This window comes from Rhizobium sp. CSW-27, assembly GCF_018760785.1.
Taxonomy (GTDB): Bacteria; Pseudomonadota; Alphaproteobacteria; order Rhizobiales; family Rhizobiaceae; genus Neorhizobium.
Window position 1 is genome coordinate 398,810 of sequence record NZ_JAHHZO010000002.1, and the last position, 14,471, is coordinate 413,280.

Here is a 14,471-nt window from a genome sequence, read left to right on the forward strand (position 1 = left end):
TAAATTCCGAGACCTTGGGAGGGGCAGCATGGAAGAATTCGATGTGATCGTGGTCGGCGGCGGTCTGGCCGGCCTGGTTGCGGCAACGGAGGCGGCGGCAAGGGGCAGGCGGGTCTGCCTTGTTGATCAGGAAGGGCCGCAGAATCTTGGCGGGCAGGCTTTCTGGTCACTGGGTGGCCTGTTCCTTGTCGACAGCCCGGAACAGCGCCGCATGCGCATCCGCGACAGCCTGGATCTGGCGCGGCAGGACTGGCTGGGGGCCGCACGGTTCGACCGGCCGGAGGATCACTGGCCGAGACTCTGGGCCGAGGCCTATCTGAATTTCGCCGCCGGGGAAAAGCGCAGCTGGCTGCACGGGCTCGGCCTGCGCTGGTTTCCGGTGGTCGGCTGGGCGGAGCGTGGCGGCGGCCATGCGCATGGTCACGGCAATTCCGTGCCGCGCTTCCATGTCACCTGGGGCACGGGGCCGGGCGTGCTGGCGCCGTTCGTGCAGCGCGCCAGCGAAGAGCAGGCCGCCGGGCGGCTGACGATCCGCTACCGTCATCAGGTGGACCGGCTGGTATCGACGGGCGGGCGCATCACTGGCATTGCGGGCAGCCTGCTGCAGGAGGATGCGGTGCCGCGCGGCCAGACCAGTTCGCGCACCGCGGTGGGCGCCTTCGAACTGTCTGCCGGCGCCGTCATTCTTGCGTCGGGCGGTATCGGCGGCAATTTGGAACGCGTGCGGCGCAACTGGCCGCAGGAACGGCTTGGTGCCCCGCCCGAGCATATGGTCTGCGGCGTGCCGGCGCATGTCGATGGCCGGATGATCGACATTGCCGAGGCATCCGGCGCGGCCGTGATCAACCGCGACCGCATGTGGCACTATACGGAAGGCCTGATCAACTGGGATCCGATCTGGCCGAATCACGGCATCCGCATCCTGCCGGGGCCATCCTCCTTCTGGTGCGATGCGGATGGCAATCGCCTGCCGGCCCCGGCCATGCCGGGCTTCGACACGATGGAGACGCTGCGCATTCTCGGCACGCGCCGCTCTCCCTACAGCTGGTTCATCCTGACGAGGGCGATCATCCGCAAGGAATTCGCGCTGTCCGGCTCCGAGCAGAACCCGGACCTGACCGGGAAGAACATAGGCCTGCTGCTGCGGCGGCTCGGCAGGAACCCGCCCGCCCCGGTGCAGGCCTTCATGGACAAGGGCGCGGATTTCGTGGTGCGCGAGCGGCTGGAGGATCTGGTGGCCGGCATGAATGCGATCACCGGCGAGGACCGCCTGGATGCTGCGCATCTGCGCAGCCAGATCGAGGCCCGCGACCGGCAGATCCGCAATCCCTTCGCCAAGGATGCGCAGGTGACCGCCATGCGCGGCGCTCGCGCCTATCTCGGTGACAGGCTGATGCGCACCGCACGGCCGCATCGTCTGCTCGATCCCGCCGCGGGTCCGCTGATCGCCGTGCGCCTGCATGTGCTGACCCGCAAGACCCTGGGCGGCATCCACACCGATCTCGAGGCGCGGGTGCTTGGCGCCGATGGCGCGCCGGTGCCGGGTCTTTACGCGGCTGGCGAGGCGGCAGGTTTCGGCGGCGGCGGCCTGCATGGCTACAGCGCGCTGGAAGGTACCTTTCTCGGCGGCTGCCTGTTTTCCGGCCGCATTGCCGGACGCCAGGTGTGAACTGCGGCACTATTGCGCGGCGAGAAAGCCCTGCGCGCCGGTTTCGAACTGCAGGCGCGCGAGGCTGGCATAAAGGCCGTTGCGGGCAACCAGTTCCGCATGCGTGCCTTCCTCGACCACCTGCCCGTCCTCCATCACCAGAATGCGGTCGGCCTTCAGCACGGTGGCGAGCCGGTGGGCGATCACGATGGTGGTGCGGTCCTTCATCAGGCCGTCGAGCGCCTTCTGTACCAGCGTTTCACTTTCCGCATCGAGCGCCGAGGTGGCCTCGTCGAGCAGCAGCACCGGCGCATCCTTCAGGATGGCGCGGGCAATCGCGATGCGCTGGCGCTGGCCACCGGACAGGGTGATGCCGCGTTCGCCGGCCATGGTGTCATAGCCATGGTCCAGCCTGGAGATGAATTCATCGGCCTGGGCGGCGATGGCCGCCTGCCGCACCGCCTCGCGGCTGGCATCCGGCAGGCCGAAGGCGATGTTGTCGTGGATCGAGGCGGCAAAGATCGTCACGTCCTGCGGCACGATGGCAAGCCGCGCGCGCAGATCCGCAAGCCGGGCCTGCCTCAGATCGATCCCGTCGAGACGCACGGCGCCGCGCGTCGGATCGTAGAAGCGCATCAGCAGCGACAGTACCGTGCTCTTGCCGGCGCCGGACGGACCGACGATCGCCACCGTTTCGCCGGCACGCACCGAGAAGGACAGGCCGTTGACGGTAATCGCGCTGACGCGCGACGGATAGGAGAAGGAGACATCGTCGAAGGATACTTCGCCGCGGGCCGGCACGGGCAGGGCCACCGGCTGTTCCGGATCGCGGATCGCCGGCACTTCGCGCAAAAGTTCGGTCAGCCGCTCGGCAGCGCCGCCGGCCTGCGAGAGATCGCCCCACACTTCCGACAGCTGTCCGAGCGAGCTTGCGGCCAGCACCGAATAGAGCACGAACTGGCTGAGCGTGCCGGCCGTCATGGTGCCGGCAAGCACGCTTTGCGCGCCATACCACAGCACGCCGACAATGCTGCCGAACACCAGCAGGATGGCAAAGCCGGTCAGGAAGGCGCGCGAACGGATGGCCGCGCGGGCGGCGCGATAGGCTTCCTCCACCGCTTCGCCATAACGCGCCGTCGCACTGGCCTCCGCGCCGAAGGCCTGCACGGTGCGGCTGGCGGCAATGGTTTCCGAGGCGAAGGCGGAGGTGGCGGCAAGCGTATCCTGCGCGGTGCGCGAGCGGCCGCGCACCGATCGGCCGAAGCCGACCAGCGGAAAGACGATCAGCGGGATGGCTCCCAGCACCAGCGCCGAGAGTTTCGGGCTGGTGAGAATCATCATCCCCATCGCGCCCAGACAGAGGATGAGGTTGCGCAGCGCCTGCGAGGCCGAGGAACCGAAGGCGGACTTGATCTGCGTGGTATCCGCCGTCAGCCGCGAGACGATCTCGCCGGACTGGTTGACATCGAAGAAGGCGGGGGAAAGTGCCGTGACGCGGGAAAACACCTCGCGCCGCAGATCGGCCACCACCCGTTCGCCGATGGTGATCACATAGTAGTAGCGCATGGCGCTTGAGACGGCGAGCAGGGCCGCAAGCCCCAGCAGCATGGCGAAATAGCTGTTGATGAACCGTCCGTCGGCAGCGGCAAAGCCGTGATCGATCATGCGCCGCACCGCCGTCGGCAGCGCCAGTGTCGTTGCGGCGGCCAGAAGCAGGAACAGCGCGGCGGCGGTTACCATGGACTTGTAGCGCAGCACATAGGGCATCAGCCGGAACAGGGGTTGCGGCGAGCGGCGCTTCTTGTCGGTGGTTGGTGCGGTATCGGTCACGATGCCCCCGTGATCTGGCCCGTCAACTCTCCGGCGCGGGTACTTGTGCTTTCAAAGTCCTTCCTGTATAGGCTCCGCATCGAATTGGGAAGCCGTGGCCGGACCGGTCTACGGCTTCATTTATGGAATAGGGTCTCTCGCTGCAATTGCGACAAATGGACCCCGCACAGCAGGAAGAGTGTCATGAAGGCCAACATCCATCCGGACTACCACAAGATCAAGGTCGTCATGACCGACGGCACCGAATACGAAACCTTTTCGACCTGGGGGTCGGAAGGCGCCGTGATGAACCTGGAAATCGATTCCAAGTCGCACCCGGCCTGGACCGGCGGCAGCCAGCAGCTGCTGGACCGCGGCGGCCGCGTTTCCAAGTTCAACAAGCGTTTCGCAGGCCTCGGTCTCTGATGCCAGCGCCGGGCGGTGTCCCGGCGATGTTGACAAGCGTATTCAAACCGTCCGAGGCTCTGCTTCGGGCGGTTTTCTGCTTTTTTGCGCCCGGCCGGTCGGCGGCGATGGCGGGCGGCGTTTGCGATCAAGAGGTTTTCATGTGCGTCTTTTCCCGTTTCCTGCCCCGTCTGATGCTGTCCGGCCTGCTTCTGTCCGTCGCCGCCCTGCCGGCCTGGAGCGGTGAGGCCCGTGTTCTGGTCGATGCGGCAACGGGGCGCGTCATCGAGCGGGAGAACGGCGATGCGCTGAACTATCCGGCTTCGCTCACCAAGATGATGACGCTCTACCTCACCTTCGAGGCCCTGCATGACGGGCGCCTCACCTGGGATACGCGCATCACCATGTCGGAAAACGCCAATGGCAAGGAGCCGTTCAAGTTCGCCATCGGGGCAGGGCGCAGCGTCAGCGTGCGCGAGGCGGTGACGGGCATGATCGTGCTGTCGGCCAATGACGCGGCGGTTGCGATGGGCGAGACGCTGGGCGGTTCGGAGGCGAAGTTCGGCGAGATGATGACGGCCAAGGCGCATGCGCTCGGCATGAGCCGCACCGTGTTCCGCAACCCCGCCGGCCTGCCCGACCCGGACCAGGTGACGACGGCCGATGACATGGCCAAGCTCGGCCTCGCGCTGATCCGCGATTTTCCGGAGGAATACAAGCTGTTTGCCCAGAAGGGCATGGTGTTTCGCGGCATGAAGCTGCGCGGTCATAACGGCGTGCTGAACACCTATGCGGGGGCCGACGGCATCAAGACCGGCTATACGGAGGCCTCCGGCTACAATCTCGTCACCTCGGTCGCGCGCGGCGGCCAGCGTCTGGTCGGCGTGGTGCTGGGCGGCAAGACCGCCCAGGCGCGCGATGCCGAGATGAAGGCGATGATGGACCGTCACCTGCCACCCGTCGACGTGGCGCGCCGGCCGGCGGCCAGCACCGTGGCCGAGCCTGTTGCGCGTCCGGCGCAGAAGGCGGTGGCCGAGCCGGTATCCCGTCCGGCCTCCATCCAGGAAGCGGCGGCGGCCAAGCCGTAACGGCGGGACCGGGACCGTCAGGTCTGCCGATCCCGTGGCTTCCGGTACCGGATTCGCGCCACGGGACTGCCGTTTGCTTCCTGCGGACCATCTGCTACAGCCCGAGCCCATCCCGATTTCAAATGACGACCGACAGGAGCAACCGATGAGTGAACCGACCGTGGCCGAGGCGACAGACCGCATCTACCAGTCGCTGCAGAACGACAATATGGACATCGACCTGCATATTGCCACGCTGAAGGCGGCCCTTGCCAGGGCTGGCCAGAAAGAGGCCGTGTTCGACCCGGCGCGCCTCGTGCAGAACAACCGCGCAGGCCGCAAGTTCATGCAGGCCTATTTTCGCCAGCGCGGCGTGGCCGTGGTGTTTAAGGGGTAGAGGGGGAGGCACGCGGCGTGCTGGATGGTGTGAGGGGGCGACCTTGCGCTGGACTAGGTGTTATCACGTTCGCGGTGACGGGAGTAACTGGGCCGGAAGCTGTCGGTTCGGTTCCAGTGTTCGCAGATGAAATTATTTACATGTAACGAAGACGGACATTGAAGGCCATTTTCGACCCAAGAGCACTCCTTGTGTCGCTAGTGACGTTAATGGCGTGATGGTCTGACCAGCGTTTACACTTCTTCGCCAGTGGTGTTGGCGATAAACAGATTTCATGGCAGGACATTCTCCAATACGATGGAGAGTCGATATGGCCGCGCCTGGCGACGAACTTAAAGCGATCCTGCAGAAGCATCCCGCAGCGCCATTCCTGTTTGTGGGCTCTGGTTTCTCCCGTCGATACCTAGGCCTAGCTGATTGGGCTGGGCTACTGCAGCATTTCTGCGAACCAATCAAAGATTTTGGCTATTATAGCTCGAAGGCGGATGGCGACCTGCCTGCTGCCGCGTCTTACATGGCACGTGACTATAACGAGTGGTGGTGGTCTGCGCCTGAGATGGCAGACAATCGGCGTCGGTTCTCCGGCGTCGTCAAAGGAAGCGCCGATGCTTTGAAAGTCGAGATTGCCAACTATCTAGGCCAATACTCTTTGGAGGATGCGCGAAAGTCAGAATTTGGTGGTGAAATCGCCGCGTTATCCAAAGTTGCCGTGGATGGGATCATTACTACGAACTGGGATTTTTTCCTTGATGAACTCTTCCCAGACTACAAGGTTTTTGTAGGGCAGGAAGAATTACTATTCTCCAATCCGCAGTCGATCGGCGAAATCTACAAAATCCACGGCTCTGCGAGCGATCCACAAAGTCTCGTCCTGACGGCCGACGATTACGCTGAGTTTAACGACCGAAACCCATATCTGGCGGCTAAGCTAGTGACTATTTTTGTTGAGCATCCGATCATTTTCTTCGGATATTCGATCACCGACCCTCACATCCGTGCACTAATCTCGTCGATTGCCAAATGCTTGCCTCAGGACAAGATTGACGTTTTCCAGCAGAATCTCATCTTCATCCAGCGTACCGCAGGCAATGAGGAACCCGTTATTGAGAAGACAACGATCCAATCCGGCGAATTCAGTGTAACGATGATGGTGGCAAAGTTTGCGGACTTTGGTGAGGTTTACGCAGCCTTGTCGGAGTCGAAGCGCAAGATGCCTGCAAGGGTGCTACGCTTTTTCAAAGAGCAGCTTTACGAACTGGTGCATGCACCAATTGAAAGCGAAAAAAAGATCGCGGTCGTTAACTACGACGAGATCGGTTCCGCAGAATCTGTCGAGTTCGTAGTCGGAGTCGGCGTTGCCCAGCGTCAGCAGGATTTTGGGGCCAAGGTCGAAAAAGCGGTTGAAAGTGCCTTTGCGAAAAAAGGCTACTCAGGAATTTCACCTGACGAGGTGTTTATAGATTGTCTCGAAGACACATCAAAGTTCCACGCATCCGATCTGCTAAGCTCAGCTTTCCCGGCCTACGCTAGATCAAATCGAACATTCATTCCCATCTTCAGATATCTGAACGCCGTAGGAATAAAATCGGATGAGGATCTGGCTAAATCGAACTACGAAGGCGCGAAGAAGGTTGTTGAGAAGCTGCGGAAGGCAGATTACACGCTGCCCTCATACGCAGGGCGATACAAATCGTCCTTCGTAGGTCTTTCGACCAAGTCTATTATCCAAAAAGCCTCAGATCCTTCCGAGGCCTTGCTTATGGTGGCGTTCCAGCCTGTTGCTGATATAGATCCGCATGAATTGCGCCATTTCCTCCGCGATAATCTAGGCAACTTTGAGGTGGATCCGTACCGGACGGCGTATCGCAAGGCTGTATGCTTGGTTGATCGGTTAATGTACGGTTTTTAACACAAGCTCCGATTAGCGTCTCTATGTTTGCTTGGCTTGCGTGAAGTTATATCGGATCGTCCACTTTCCACCCAGGATGAGCATCTGGCTTAGTACGGCGACTGGCAGCTTTTTAAGGGATAATAAGCAGGCTAAATGGCGGAGATGAAGGCGCAAGCCTATCCCCACCAAACACAAAAAAGCGGGCACGCGGCCCGCTTTCGGCATTCGAAAACTTCCAGCCCGCGTTCAGCTGGCGCTGAAGGCGGTGCGCAGCAGGTCGAGCTGGGCGCGCACGCTGTTTTCGTTGTCCGGCACGATGGTTTCATTCGGGCGGTAGATTTCGCGGTCGAGCAGGGCAACGCGGTTCTGCAGGCGCAGCGACCGCTCCACGAGGTCGCGGAAGGCTTCCGGCAGGTCGCCCCAGCCGGGCGCCATGCGGTCGACGTTAAAACCGTCGAGGCGCACCTTGCTCTTTTCGGCCACCACCTGGTCATGGCTCATTTCGCCGTTGTTGACGGCGCGCTGCAGCAGAAGCCAGGAGGCCATCTGCATCAGGCGGGTGGTGAGACGCATGGATTCGGCGGCATAGAGCACCGTTGCCAGACGCGGAAGCACCTTCGATGCGGCGCGGCCCGGGCCATCGAGATAGGCGGCGGTTTCTTCCACCAGTGCCATGCCCTCGCTGTAGAGCGCCTTGAATTGCGACGAGTTAGCGGCGCGGCCGGCGAAACTGACGGTATTCAATACCTGTTCTGACATCGAGATATTCCTGCTAACGCATCAACTTGTTGAGCAATGGCGGAGACGGACGAAAGTTCCGTGCACCGCAGTTCGTGGCCCAGAAGATGCTACCAGTAGCGGAAATCCGCAAGGCAATTCTTAAGGAAGGGTTAATTCCCACAGTTTACACAGGGCGGCAAAAAAAAGAGCCGCAGGAGCGGCTCTCAAGGTAAAACAGGGAGAATCAGACCTCTTCACCACAAGGAAATCCCGAGCAGAAACCGTCTGAGCCCGGCAGAACCGGACAGTCCCGATCATCGTCGGGATTGCTTAACATGCGTTTAAAATACCACCGGATTTTCCGGATGCCGATAGGGCTTCGGATTATCGCCTCAGATCTTGAAGAGGCTTTCGGCGGCCTTTCGCCCGGCATCCTTGCGCTGGCGCTCGCCCTGCAGCCGGATGATTTCCGCCTGCAGAAGGGCGATCCGCTGCTCCAGATCCTCGACCGAGAGCAGCGAGAGATCGCAACCGATCTCGTGGGCGGGGCGCTTTGCGGGCTTGTCGTCATCGAAGATGCTCATGGCCGTCTCCTCCTTTGTGCCGGGCCTCCCCGGCCTTACCGCCAGAAATCGGGAAGGGCCTCCGTCAGGCGCGGGCCGATGCGCAGCGGCGCGATCTTTTCGGCAAGACCCGTGGAATCGGAGATTTCGACGCCGACGCCGCAGATGGTCGCCGGGCCGGAGGCCGCCTCGAAACGCCCCTTCGGCATCTTGGAAATGAAGCGGTTGAGCGGCTCTTCCTTGTCCATGCCGAGCGAGGAATCGTAATCGCCGCACATGCCGGCATCCGACATGTAGGCTGTGCCGCCGGTCAGGATCTGGTGGTCGGCGGTCGGCACATGGGTGTGGGTGCCGACGACGAAGCTCGCGCGGCCATCGACGAAATGGCCGAAACACTGCTTTTCGCTGGTCGCCTCCGCATGGAAATCGAAGACGATGGCATCGGCCTGTTCCTTCAGCGGGCAGGCGGCCAGGATTGCCTCGGCGGCCTTGAAGGGATCGTCCAGTTCCGGATGCATGAAGACGCGGCCCATGATGTTGGCCACCAGCACCCGCGCGCCATTGCGGGCATAATAAAGGCCGGAGCCGCGGCCGGGCGTGCCGGCCGGATAGTTGGCAGGCCGCAGGAACTGTTCGTGACGGCCGGCAAACACGACCGCCTCCTTCTGGTCCCACACATGGTTGCCGGTGGTGACCACGTCGGCGCCGGCATTGATGGTTTCGAGGAAGATGTCCTCGGTGATGCCGAAGCCCCCCGCCGCGTTCTCGCCATTCACGATCACGAAATCCAGCTTCAGGTCGGAGACGAGACCGGGCAGGCGATCCCAGACGGCCGTCCGGCCCGTCTTGCCTACCATGTCGCCGAGAAAGAGAAGTCGCATGCCTGTCCGATCAACTGTTGAAAGGCCGGAACCCGCTTTCCGTCAGGATCGCGTCCAGCCGCACGTCATGAGGTTCTGCCGGAACAGATGCCACCTCCTGACAATCAAAGGCAATGCCGATCAGCGCGGGATGCCTGCCTTTCCTGTGCAAACGGGCAATGGCGCGGTCATAATAGCCGCCGCCATAGCCGATGCGCTGGCCATGCGCGTCGAAAACGGAGAGCGGAATCAGCATCACGTCCGGATCGAGCACGGCGGCTTCCGGTCCCGGCCCACAAGTGCCGAAGCCCATCGGCACCAGTTCCGCGCCCGCCACCAGCTCGCGAAACACGATGGTTTCCTTGTCGAGGATGACAGGCACCGCGATGCGGGCGCCGGCGCTGCGCAGCGCAGAAAGGAGGGGGCGGATATCCGCCTCGGAGCGGATCGGCAGGAAGCCGGAAACCACGGCGCCGGGCTCGACCGTGATGCTCGCCCGGCCATGCTCGGCAATCAGCAGGCTTTTCTCGATGCGCGCGTCAGCCGGCAGTGCGTTGCGCGCGGCAAGCCGTTCGCCGCGCAGTCTCGCCTTGGCGGCCGTCGGATCGGTCCCGTCGCTCATGCGGCATCGGCCAGTCGGCGCACCAGCAGCTTGTCGATCCGCCGGCCGTCGAGGTCCACCACCTCGAAGCTCCAGCCATTGCGGCTGAAGCCCTCGCCGAGTTCCGGCAGGCGCTTCAACTCGTCCAGAACGAAGCCCGCCACCGTTTCGTAATCGGGATCGTCCTTCACCGAAAAGCCCATCTGGTGGGAGAATTCATCGATCGGCATCCAGCCGGCCACCAGATAGGAGCCGTCCTCGCGCTGGATGAGGGCCGGTTCTTCCACCTCGTCCTCCTGGAACACGCCGGTAATGGCTTCCAGAATGTCGCCGGAGGTGATGATGCCTTCGAAGTGGCCGTATTCGTCATAGACCAGCACCATCTGCGCCGGCGCCTTGCGCAGCGCCTGGATCACGTCGAGCGCACCGGTGAGGTCGGAGACGACGGGCGCTTCGCGCATATTGTTCAGGATGTCCGGATCCTGGCCCTGGCCGATCGCCTCGTAGAAATCCCTGAGGAAGAGAACGCCGAGGATCTCGTCGGAAGAGCCGTTGCGCACGGGAAGGCGGGTGCGCTGGGTGGCGCGCAGCTGCGCGCGGATCTCGGCCATGTCGTCCTCGATGTCGATCACCTCGACATCGCGGCGCGGCGTCATCAGGCCGCGCGCGGTGCGGTCGGCGAGCCGCATGACGCCGGAGATCATTGCGGATTCCTCCGTCTCGATCACGCCGGCGCTTTGCGCCTCGGCCAGCACGCTGCGGATTTCCTCGTCCGTCATCCGCTCCTCCGACTGGCCGCGCTGGCCGAGAAGGCCGAGCACCGCCTTGCCGGACGCATCGAGCAGCCAGACCAGCGGCAGCGCGAAACGCGACAGGATCAGCATGGCCGGTGCCACGCGCGCCGCGACCGATTCCGGCGCCCGCAGCGCAATCTGCTTCGGCACCAGTTCGCCGAGGATCAGCGAGAGATAGGTGATGGCCACCACCACGGAGCCGACGCCGAGCCCATCGGCAAGACCGGCGGACAGGCCCTGGGCCTCCAGCCAGCCGGCAAGGCGGGCACCAAGGGTTGCACCGGAAAAGGCACCCGACAGCACGCCGACCAGCGTGATGCCGATCTGCACGGTGGAGAGGAAGCGGCCGGGGTTTTCGGCCAGCCGCAATGCCAGCGATGCCCCCTTGTTGCCCTGGTCCGCCATCACCTTGAGGCGCACGGGGCGAGATGAAACCACCGCCAGTTCCGACATGGCGAGTACGCCATTCAGCAGGGTCAGCAATACGACAATTACAATTTCGGTTATCAAGAGACGCTCATGGGTTAACGTCAGGGACGACGGGCCGCAAAATCGCGACGTCTCCCGGATCGGCACGATCAGCCGGCCAATCCTGCCGCGCCGGCGCCGGAACAAAAACAGGGTTTCCGGCGGGCAGCGGCTGACAATGAGGGCAATGTAGCGGTGCGGGGGCCGCATTGCAACGCGCGGATGCCGCGATTGCGCGTCCTTATGCCGGCTCGGGGGCAAGATCGAGGCAGAGTTCCGCCCGTGTTCCGGGCCGCGACGGCACGTAGCGGATGGCCGAGCCAAGGGTCGTGGCCATGGAGCGGATGATGCGGCTGCCAAGGCCGGTGCCCTTCGGAACCGATCCCTCCTCCATGCCGATGCCATCGTCCTCGACCGCGAGCAGGGCGCGGCCATCGGGGCCGCGCGTCAGCAGAACCCGAACCTCGCCCTCGCTGCCGGGCGGATAGGCATATTTGATCGCATTGGTCAGAAGCTCGGTGACGATCATGCCGACGGAAACGGCGCGATCGGAGGCAAGCACCACCGGATCGGCATCGAGGCGGATGGAGGGGCCCTGGCTTCCGACATTGACGGAACCCTGCACCTCCTTGACCAGCGTGCTCAGATATTTGTCCATTTCCACCTGCCGCACGTCCTCGGAGGTGTAGAGGCTGCGGTGCATGCCGGCGATGGCGGAAATGCGCGCCTGTGTTTCGCTCAGTGCCGCGCGCACCGTCTCGTCGCGGCTGTTGGTCGCCTGCAGGCGGATCAGGGCGGCCACCAGGGCCAGGCTGTTGGCGACGCGATGGTTCACCTCCGCCAGCAGAACCTCGGCGCGCTCCTTGCCGAGCCGGATCTCCTGGTCGGCACGTTCCTTTTCCCGCCGGAGTTCGGCGGTGGCGATAGCCTGGCGCAGCGCGCTTTCCATCAGCGACCAGAATTCCTCGCCGACCGTCTTGATCACATAGTCGGAGGCGCCGTTCTTCAGCGCATCGACCGCGATCGTTGCCTCGCTGGAGCCGGTGACATAGATCGCCGGCACGCTGTAGCCCCGCTCGCGAAAGCGGCGCAGGATGTCGAGGCCCGTCTCCGCCTTCAGGTAATGATCGAGGACCACCGCATCGAACCGGCGTGCCTCGAGTGCGGCCATGCAGGCCGCGCCATCCGTCACATGTTCCACCGCATAGCCGAGCCGACCGAGCGAACGCTGGGCAAGGCGACCGAGCGCGACATCGTCATCGACATAGAGAATGGTCTCAGGCATCGGCGGAACGGAACCTCAGGGGATCTGCATGACGGAGAAGAACAGGCCGAGCTGCCGGATGGCGTTGGCAAAGCTGTCATAGTCCACCGGCTTGGTAATGTACACATTGGCGCCGAGATCGTAGCAGCGCTGGATTTCGCGCTCGTCATCCGTCGTGGTCAGGATCACCACCGGCAGCCGTTTGGCGTGCTGGTTGGACTTGACCTTCTCCAGAATGTCGATGCCGGACATGTCCGGCAGGTTGAGGTCGAGCAGGATCAGGATATAGCGGCCCTGGATGTTGTCGCCGGTGCGATCCGGCCCGAGGATGTAGTCGAGCGCTGCATTGCCGTTGGTGAAGGGCACGATCTCGTTGTTGACGCCGGCCCGGCGCACATTCTTCTCGATGAGGCGCGCATGGCCCTCATCATCCTCGACCATCACGATGGTGACTTCACGACCTGCTGCCTTCATGACCCGTTACTCCTGACATACTGGGAAAGATCGGTCGGCAGGCGGATGATGAAGGTGGAGCCGCTGCCGAGGGTGGATTGGACGGTGATCTCGCCGCCGAGATTACGCACCAGCGAGCGCACATGGGCAAGCCCGATTCCTTCGCCCGGGCTGTCCTGCAGGCCGGACCGCCGGAACAGTTCGAAGATGCGCTCATGGTCTTCGGGCGCAATGCCGCGGCCATTGTCGGCCACTTCGATGCGCAGGAAATTGCGGCCGGCCGGCTGTGCCCGGACGCTGAGGCTGAGTGCCCGGTCGGGATGCTTGTACTTGACCGCATTGTCGAACAGGTTGCCGAAGACCTGCTCCAGCGAGAAGCGGTCGGTCACCAGCCGCCGGGCGTTGCCGACGGCAATCGTCACCTCGCCGCCGCCTTCCGTCACCTGGTGGTTGATGCTGTTGGCGGTGGCCTCCAACAGGTCCTTGAGGTCGATCGGCTCCGGCTTCAGCTCGCGGCGACCGTCGCGCGAGATCTTCAGGATGGCGTTGATCAGGCCATCCATCTTCCTGGTCGAGGAACGGATGAAGGAGATCGCTTCCGGCAGGTCCTCTTCCACGGCCAGCCGCGCCTGGCGGATGTCGTCCTCGCTCGGCGAGCGTTCATCCGCCAGCACATAGGCGCGGATCGATTTCAGCGTCTGGTCCAGTTCGCTGGTGAAGCCCATGATGTTGACCAGCGGCGCGCGCAGGTCGTGCGAGACGATATAGGCATAGCGCTGGATCTCGCGATTGGCCTGGATCAGGTCCTCGGTGCGCTCGTTGACGCGCTCCTCCAGCCCGGCATTCAGTTCCTCGACCTCGTGATGGGCGCGCGACAGCTCCCGCACATGCTGCGCCACCACCAGGATTGCCCCGCCGACAACCACCATGATGACGAGACCGCCGCCGATGGTGAACCATTGCAGGGCGCTTGCGGTATCGCGCAGGTCCGCGACGCCGGTATTCAGCCGTTCGTCGAGGTCGCGCACCAGCGTAACCAGCTGCGCGCTCATCGCATCCATGATCTCCCGGCCGCTTTCGTTGCGCACGATGTCGTTCGCCTCGTCGAAGCGTCCTTCCCGGGCAAGTTCGACGGTGGATTTCATCTCTTCCAGCTTGCGGTCGAGCAGGGACTCGAACTGAGCCATCGGGAAGGCCACGGCGGACTGGTTGGAATAGCTGCGATGCAGGCGCTCGCGCTGGCGGGCCATGCCCTGCGTCGCCGCCGTATAGGGGGCGAGGAACTCGTCGTCGCGGGTCAGCAGATAGCCTCGCTGGCCGGCCTCGGCGGCGCGCAGATAGAGCATCATGTCGGAGGAGGCCGAACGCAGGTCGCGCAGCTTCACCACATCGTCGAAATAGCTCTGCGTCATGCGCGACAGGATGACGGAGGCAATGACGATGGCGGCGAGAACGCCCGCGCCGACAAGCAGCATCAGCACCGACGAGCGGGCAAACTTGGTGTGTGAAAATGGCATGGTACGCGAAAACC

General features: G+C 63.2%; 14 protein-coding genes. 5 read left to right on the forward strand and 9 right to left on the reverse strand.

Going from position 1 to position 14,471, the window contains the following annotated elements; translation table 11 throughout:
• Positions 1-28 precede the first annotated feature (28 nt).
• The gene (locus KLP42_RS05405; protein ID WP_215565156.1) at positions 29-1,669 is read left to right on the forward strand and encodes an FAD-binding dehydrogenase; all 1,641 of its coding nucleotides are present in this window, start codon (positions 29-31) and stop codon (positions 1,667-1,669) included.
• A gap of 9 nt (positions 1,670-1,678) precedes the next feature.
• On the opposite strand, the gene KLP42_RS05410 is transcribed toward KLP42_RS05405, so the two are convergent.
• Positions 1,679-3,478, reverse strand: a complete 1,800-nt coding sequence (locus KLP42_RS05410) for an ABC transporter transmembrane domain-containing protein (protein ID WP_215565157.1) — start codon at positions 3,476-3,478, stop codon at positions 1,679-1,681.
• 183 nt (positions 3,479-3,661) lie between these two features.
• On the opposite strand from KLP42_RS05410, the gene rpmE reads away from it, so the two are divergent.
• The 4 genes from rpmE (at position 3,662) to KLP42_RS05430 (ending at position 7,235) form a co-directional block, all read left to right on the forward strand.
• Entirely contained in the window at positions 3,662-3,883 is a 222-nt protein-coding gene (gene rpmE, locus KLP42_RS05415) for a 50S ribosomal protein L31 (protein WP_143126153.1), read from the forward strand.
• Between the two features lie 140 nt (positions 3,884-4,023).
• A complete protein-coding gene (locus KLP42_RS05420) occupies positions 4,024-4,950 on the forward strand; it encodes a D-alanyl-D-alanine carboxypeptidase family protein (RefSeq protein WP_215565158.1) in 927 nt (308 codons plus the stop codon).
• A gap of 145 nt (positions 4,951-5,095) precedes the next feature.
• Complete coding sequence (locus tag KLP42_RS05425; RefSeq protein ID WP_215565159.1) at positions 5,096-5,326, forward strand: hypothetical protein; 231 nt, start codon at positions 5,096-5,098, stop codon at positions 5,324-5,326.
• A gap of 310 nt (positions 5,327-5,636) precedes the next feature.
• Positions 5,637-7,235, forward strand: a complete 1,599-nt coding sequence (locus KLP42_RS05430) for an SIR2 family protein (protein WP_215565160.1) — start codon at positions 5,637-5,639, stop codon at positions 7,233-7,235.
• Positions 7,236-7,463: 228 nt separating this feature from the next.
• On the opposite strand, the gene rcdA is transcribed toward KLP42_RS05430, so the two are convergent.
• The 8 genes from rcdA to KLP42_RS05470 form a co-directional block, all read right to left on the reverse strand.
• Positions 7,464-7,976 carry a protease adaptor protein RcdA gene (gene rcdA / locus KLP42_RS05435; protein ID WP_215565161.1) on the reverse strand — a complete coding sequence of 171 codons (513 nt, stop codon included), beginning with the start codon at positions 7,974-7,976 and terminating at the stop codon, positions 7,464-7,466.
• Positions 7,977-8,329: 353 nt separating this feature from the next.
• Positions 8,330-8,521: a DUF1192 domain-containing protein gene (locus KLP42_RS05440; RefSeq protein ID WP_215565162.1), complete on the reverse strand. Its 192-nt coding sequence runs from the start codon at positions 8,519-8,521 to the stop codon at positions 8,330-8,332.
• Between the two features lie 35 nt (positions 8,522-8,556).
• Positions 8,557-9,381: a TIGR00282 family metallophosphoesterase gene (locus tag KLP42_RS05445; RefSeq protein ID WP_215565163.1), complete on the reverse strand. Its 825-nt coding sequence runs from the start codon at positions 9,379-9,381 to the stop codon at positions 8,557-8,559.
• A gap of 10 nt (positions 9,382-9,391) precedes the next feature.
• Positions 9,392-9,982: a 5-formyltetrahydrofolate cyclo-ligase gene (locus KLP42_RS05450; RefSeq protein ID WP_215565164.1), complete on the reverse strand. Its 591-nt coding sequence runs from the start codon at positions 9,980-9,982 to the stop codon at positions 9,392-9,394.
• Positions 9,979-11,265, reverse strand: a complete 1,287-nt coding sequence (locus KLP42_RS05455) for a hemolysin family protein (RefSeq protein WP_252192772.1) — start codon at positions 11,263-11,265, stop codon at positions 9,979-9,981. The genes KLP42_RS05450 and KLP42_RS05455 overlap by 4 nt, the downstream gene beginning before the upstream one ends.
• A gap of 199 nt (positions 11,266-11,464) precedes the next feature.
• Entirely contained in the window at positions 11,465-12,508 is a 1,044-nt protein-coding gene (locus KLP42_RS05460) for a sensor histidine kinase (RefSeq protein ID WP_215565166.1), read from the reverse strand.
• A gap of 15 nt (positions 12,509-12,523) precedes the next feature.
• Positions 12,524-12,961 carry a response regulator gene (locus KLP42_RS05465; protein WP_215565167.1) on the reverse strand — a complete coding sequence of 146 codons (438 nt, stop codon included), beginning with the start codon at positions 12,959-12,961 and terminating at the stop codon, positions 12,524-12,526.
• The gene (locus KLP42_RS05470) at positions 12,958-14,457 is read right to left on the reverse strand and encodes a sensor histidine kinase (protein ID WP_215565168.1); all 1,500 of its coding nucleotides are present in this window, start codon (positions 14,455-14,457) and stop codon (positions 12,958-12,960) included. The genes KLP42_RS05465 and KLP42_RS05470 overlap by 4 nt, the downstream gene beginning before the upstream one ends.
• Positions 14,458-14,471 lie beyond the last annotated feature (14 nt).

Bases quoted from the DNA above. Each gene is read 5' to 3' on its own strand.
- KLP42_RS05465 (WP_215565167.1), bottom strand. From the start codon at position 12,961: ATGAAGGCAGCAGGTCGTGAAGTCACCATCGTGATGGTCGAGGATGAT.
- KLP42_RS05425 (WP_215565159.1), top strand. From the start codon at position 5,096: ATGAGTGAACCGACCGTGGCCGAGGCGACAGACCGCATCTACCAGTCG.
- KLP42_RS05430 (WP_215565160.1), top strand. From the start codon at position 5,637: ATGGCCGCGCCTGGCGACGAACTTAAAGCGATCCTGCAGAAGCATCCC.
- KLP42_RS05440 (WP_215565162.1), bottom strand. From the start codon at position 8,521: ATGAGCATCTTCGATGACGACAAGCCCGCAAAGCGCCCCGCCCACGAG.
- rcdA (WP_215565161.1), bottom strand. From the start codon at position 7,976: ATGTCAGAACAGGTATTGAATACCGTCAGTTTCGCCGGCCGCGCCGCT.
- KLP42_RS05460 (WP_215565166.1), bottom strand. From the start codon at position 12,508: ATGCCTGAGACCATTCTCTATGTCGATGACGATGTCGCGCTCGGTCGC.
- KLP42_RS05405 (WP_215565156.1), top strand. From the start codon at position 29: ATGGAAGAATTCGATGTGATCGTGGTCGGCGGCGGTCTGGCCGGCCTG.
- KLP42_RS05445 (WP_215565163.1), bottom strand. From the start codon at position 9,381: ATGCGACTTCTCTTTCTCGGCGACATGGTAGGCAAGACGGGCCGGACG.
- KLP42_RS05450 (WP_215565164.1), bottom strand. From the start codon at position 9,982: ATGAGCGACGGGACCGATCCGACGGCCGCCAAGGCGAGACTGCGCGGC.
- KLP42_RS05420 (WP_215565158.1), top strand. From the start codon at position 4,024: ATGTGCGTCTTTTCCCGTTTCCTGCCCCGTCTGATGCTGTCCGGCCTG.
- KLP42_RS05470 (WP_215565168.1), bottom strand. From the start codon at position 14,457: ATGCCATTTTCACACACCAAGTTTGCCCGCTCGTCGGTGCTGATGCTG.
- rpmE (WP_143126153.1), top strand. From the start codon at position 3,662: ATGAAGGCCAACATCCATCCGGACTACCACAAGATCAAGGTCGTCATG.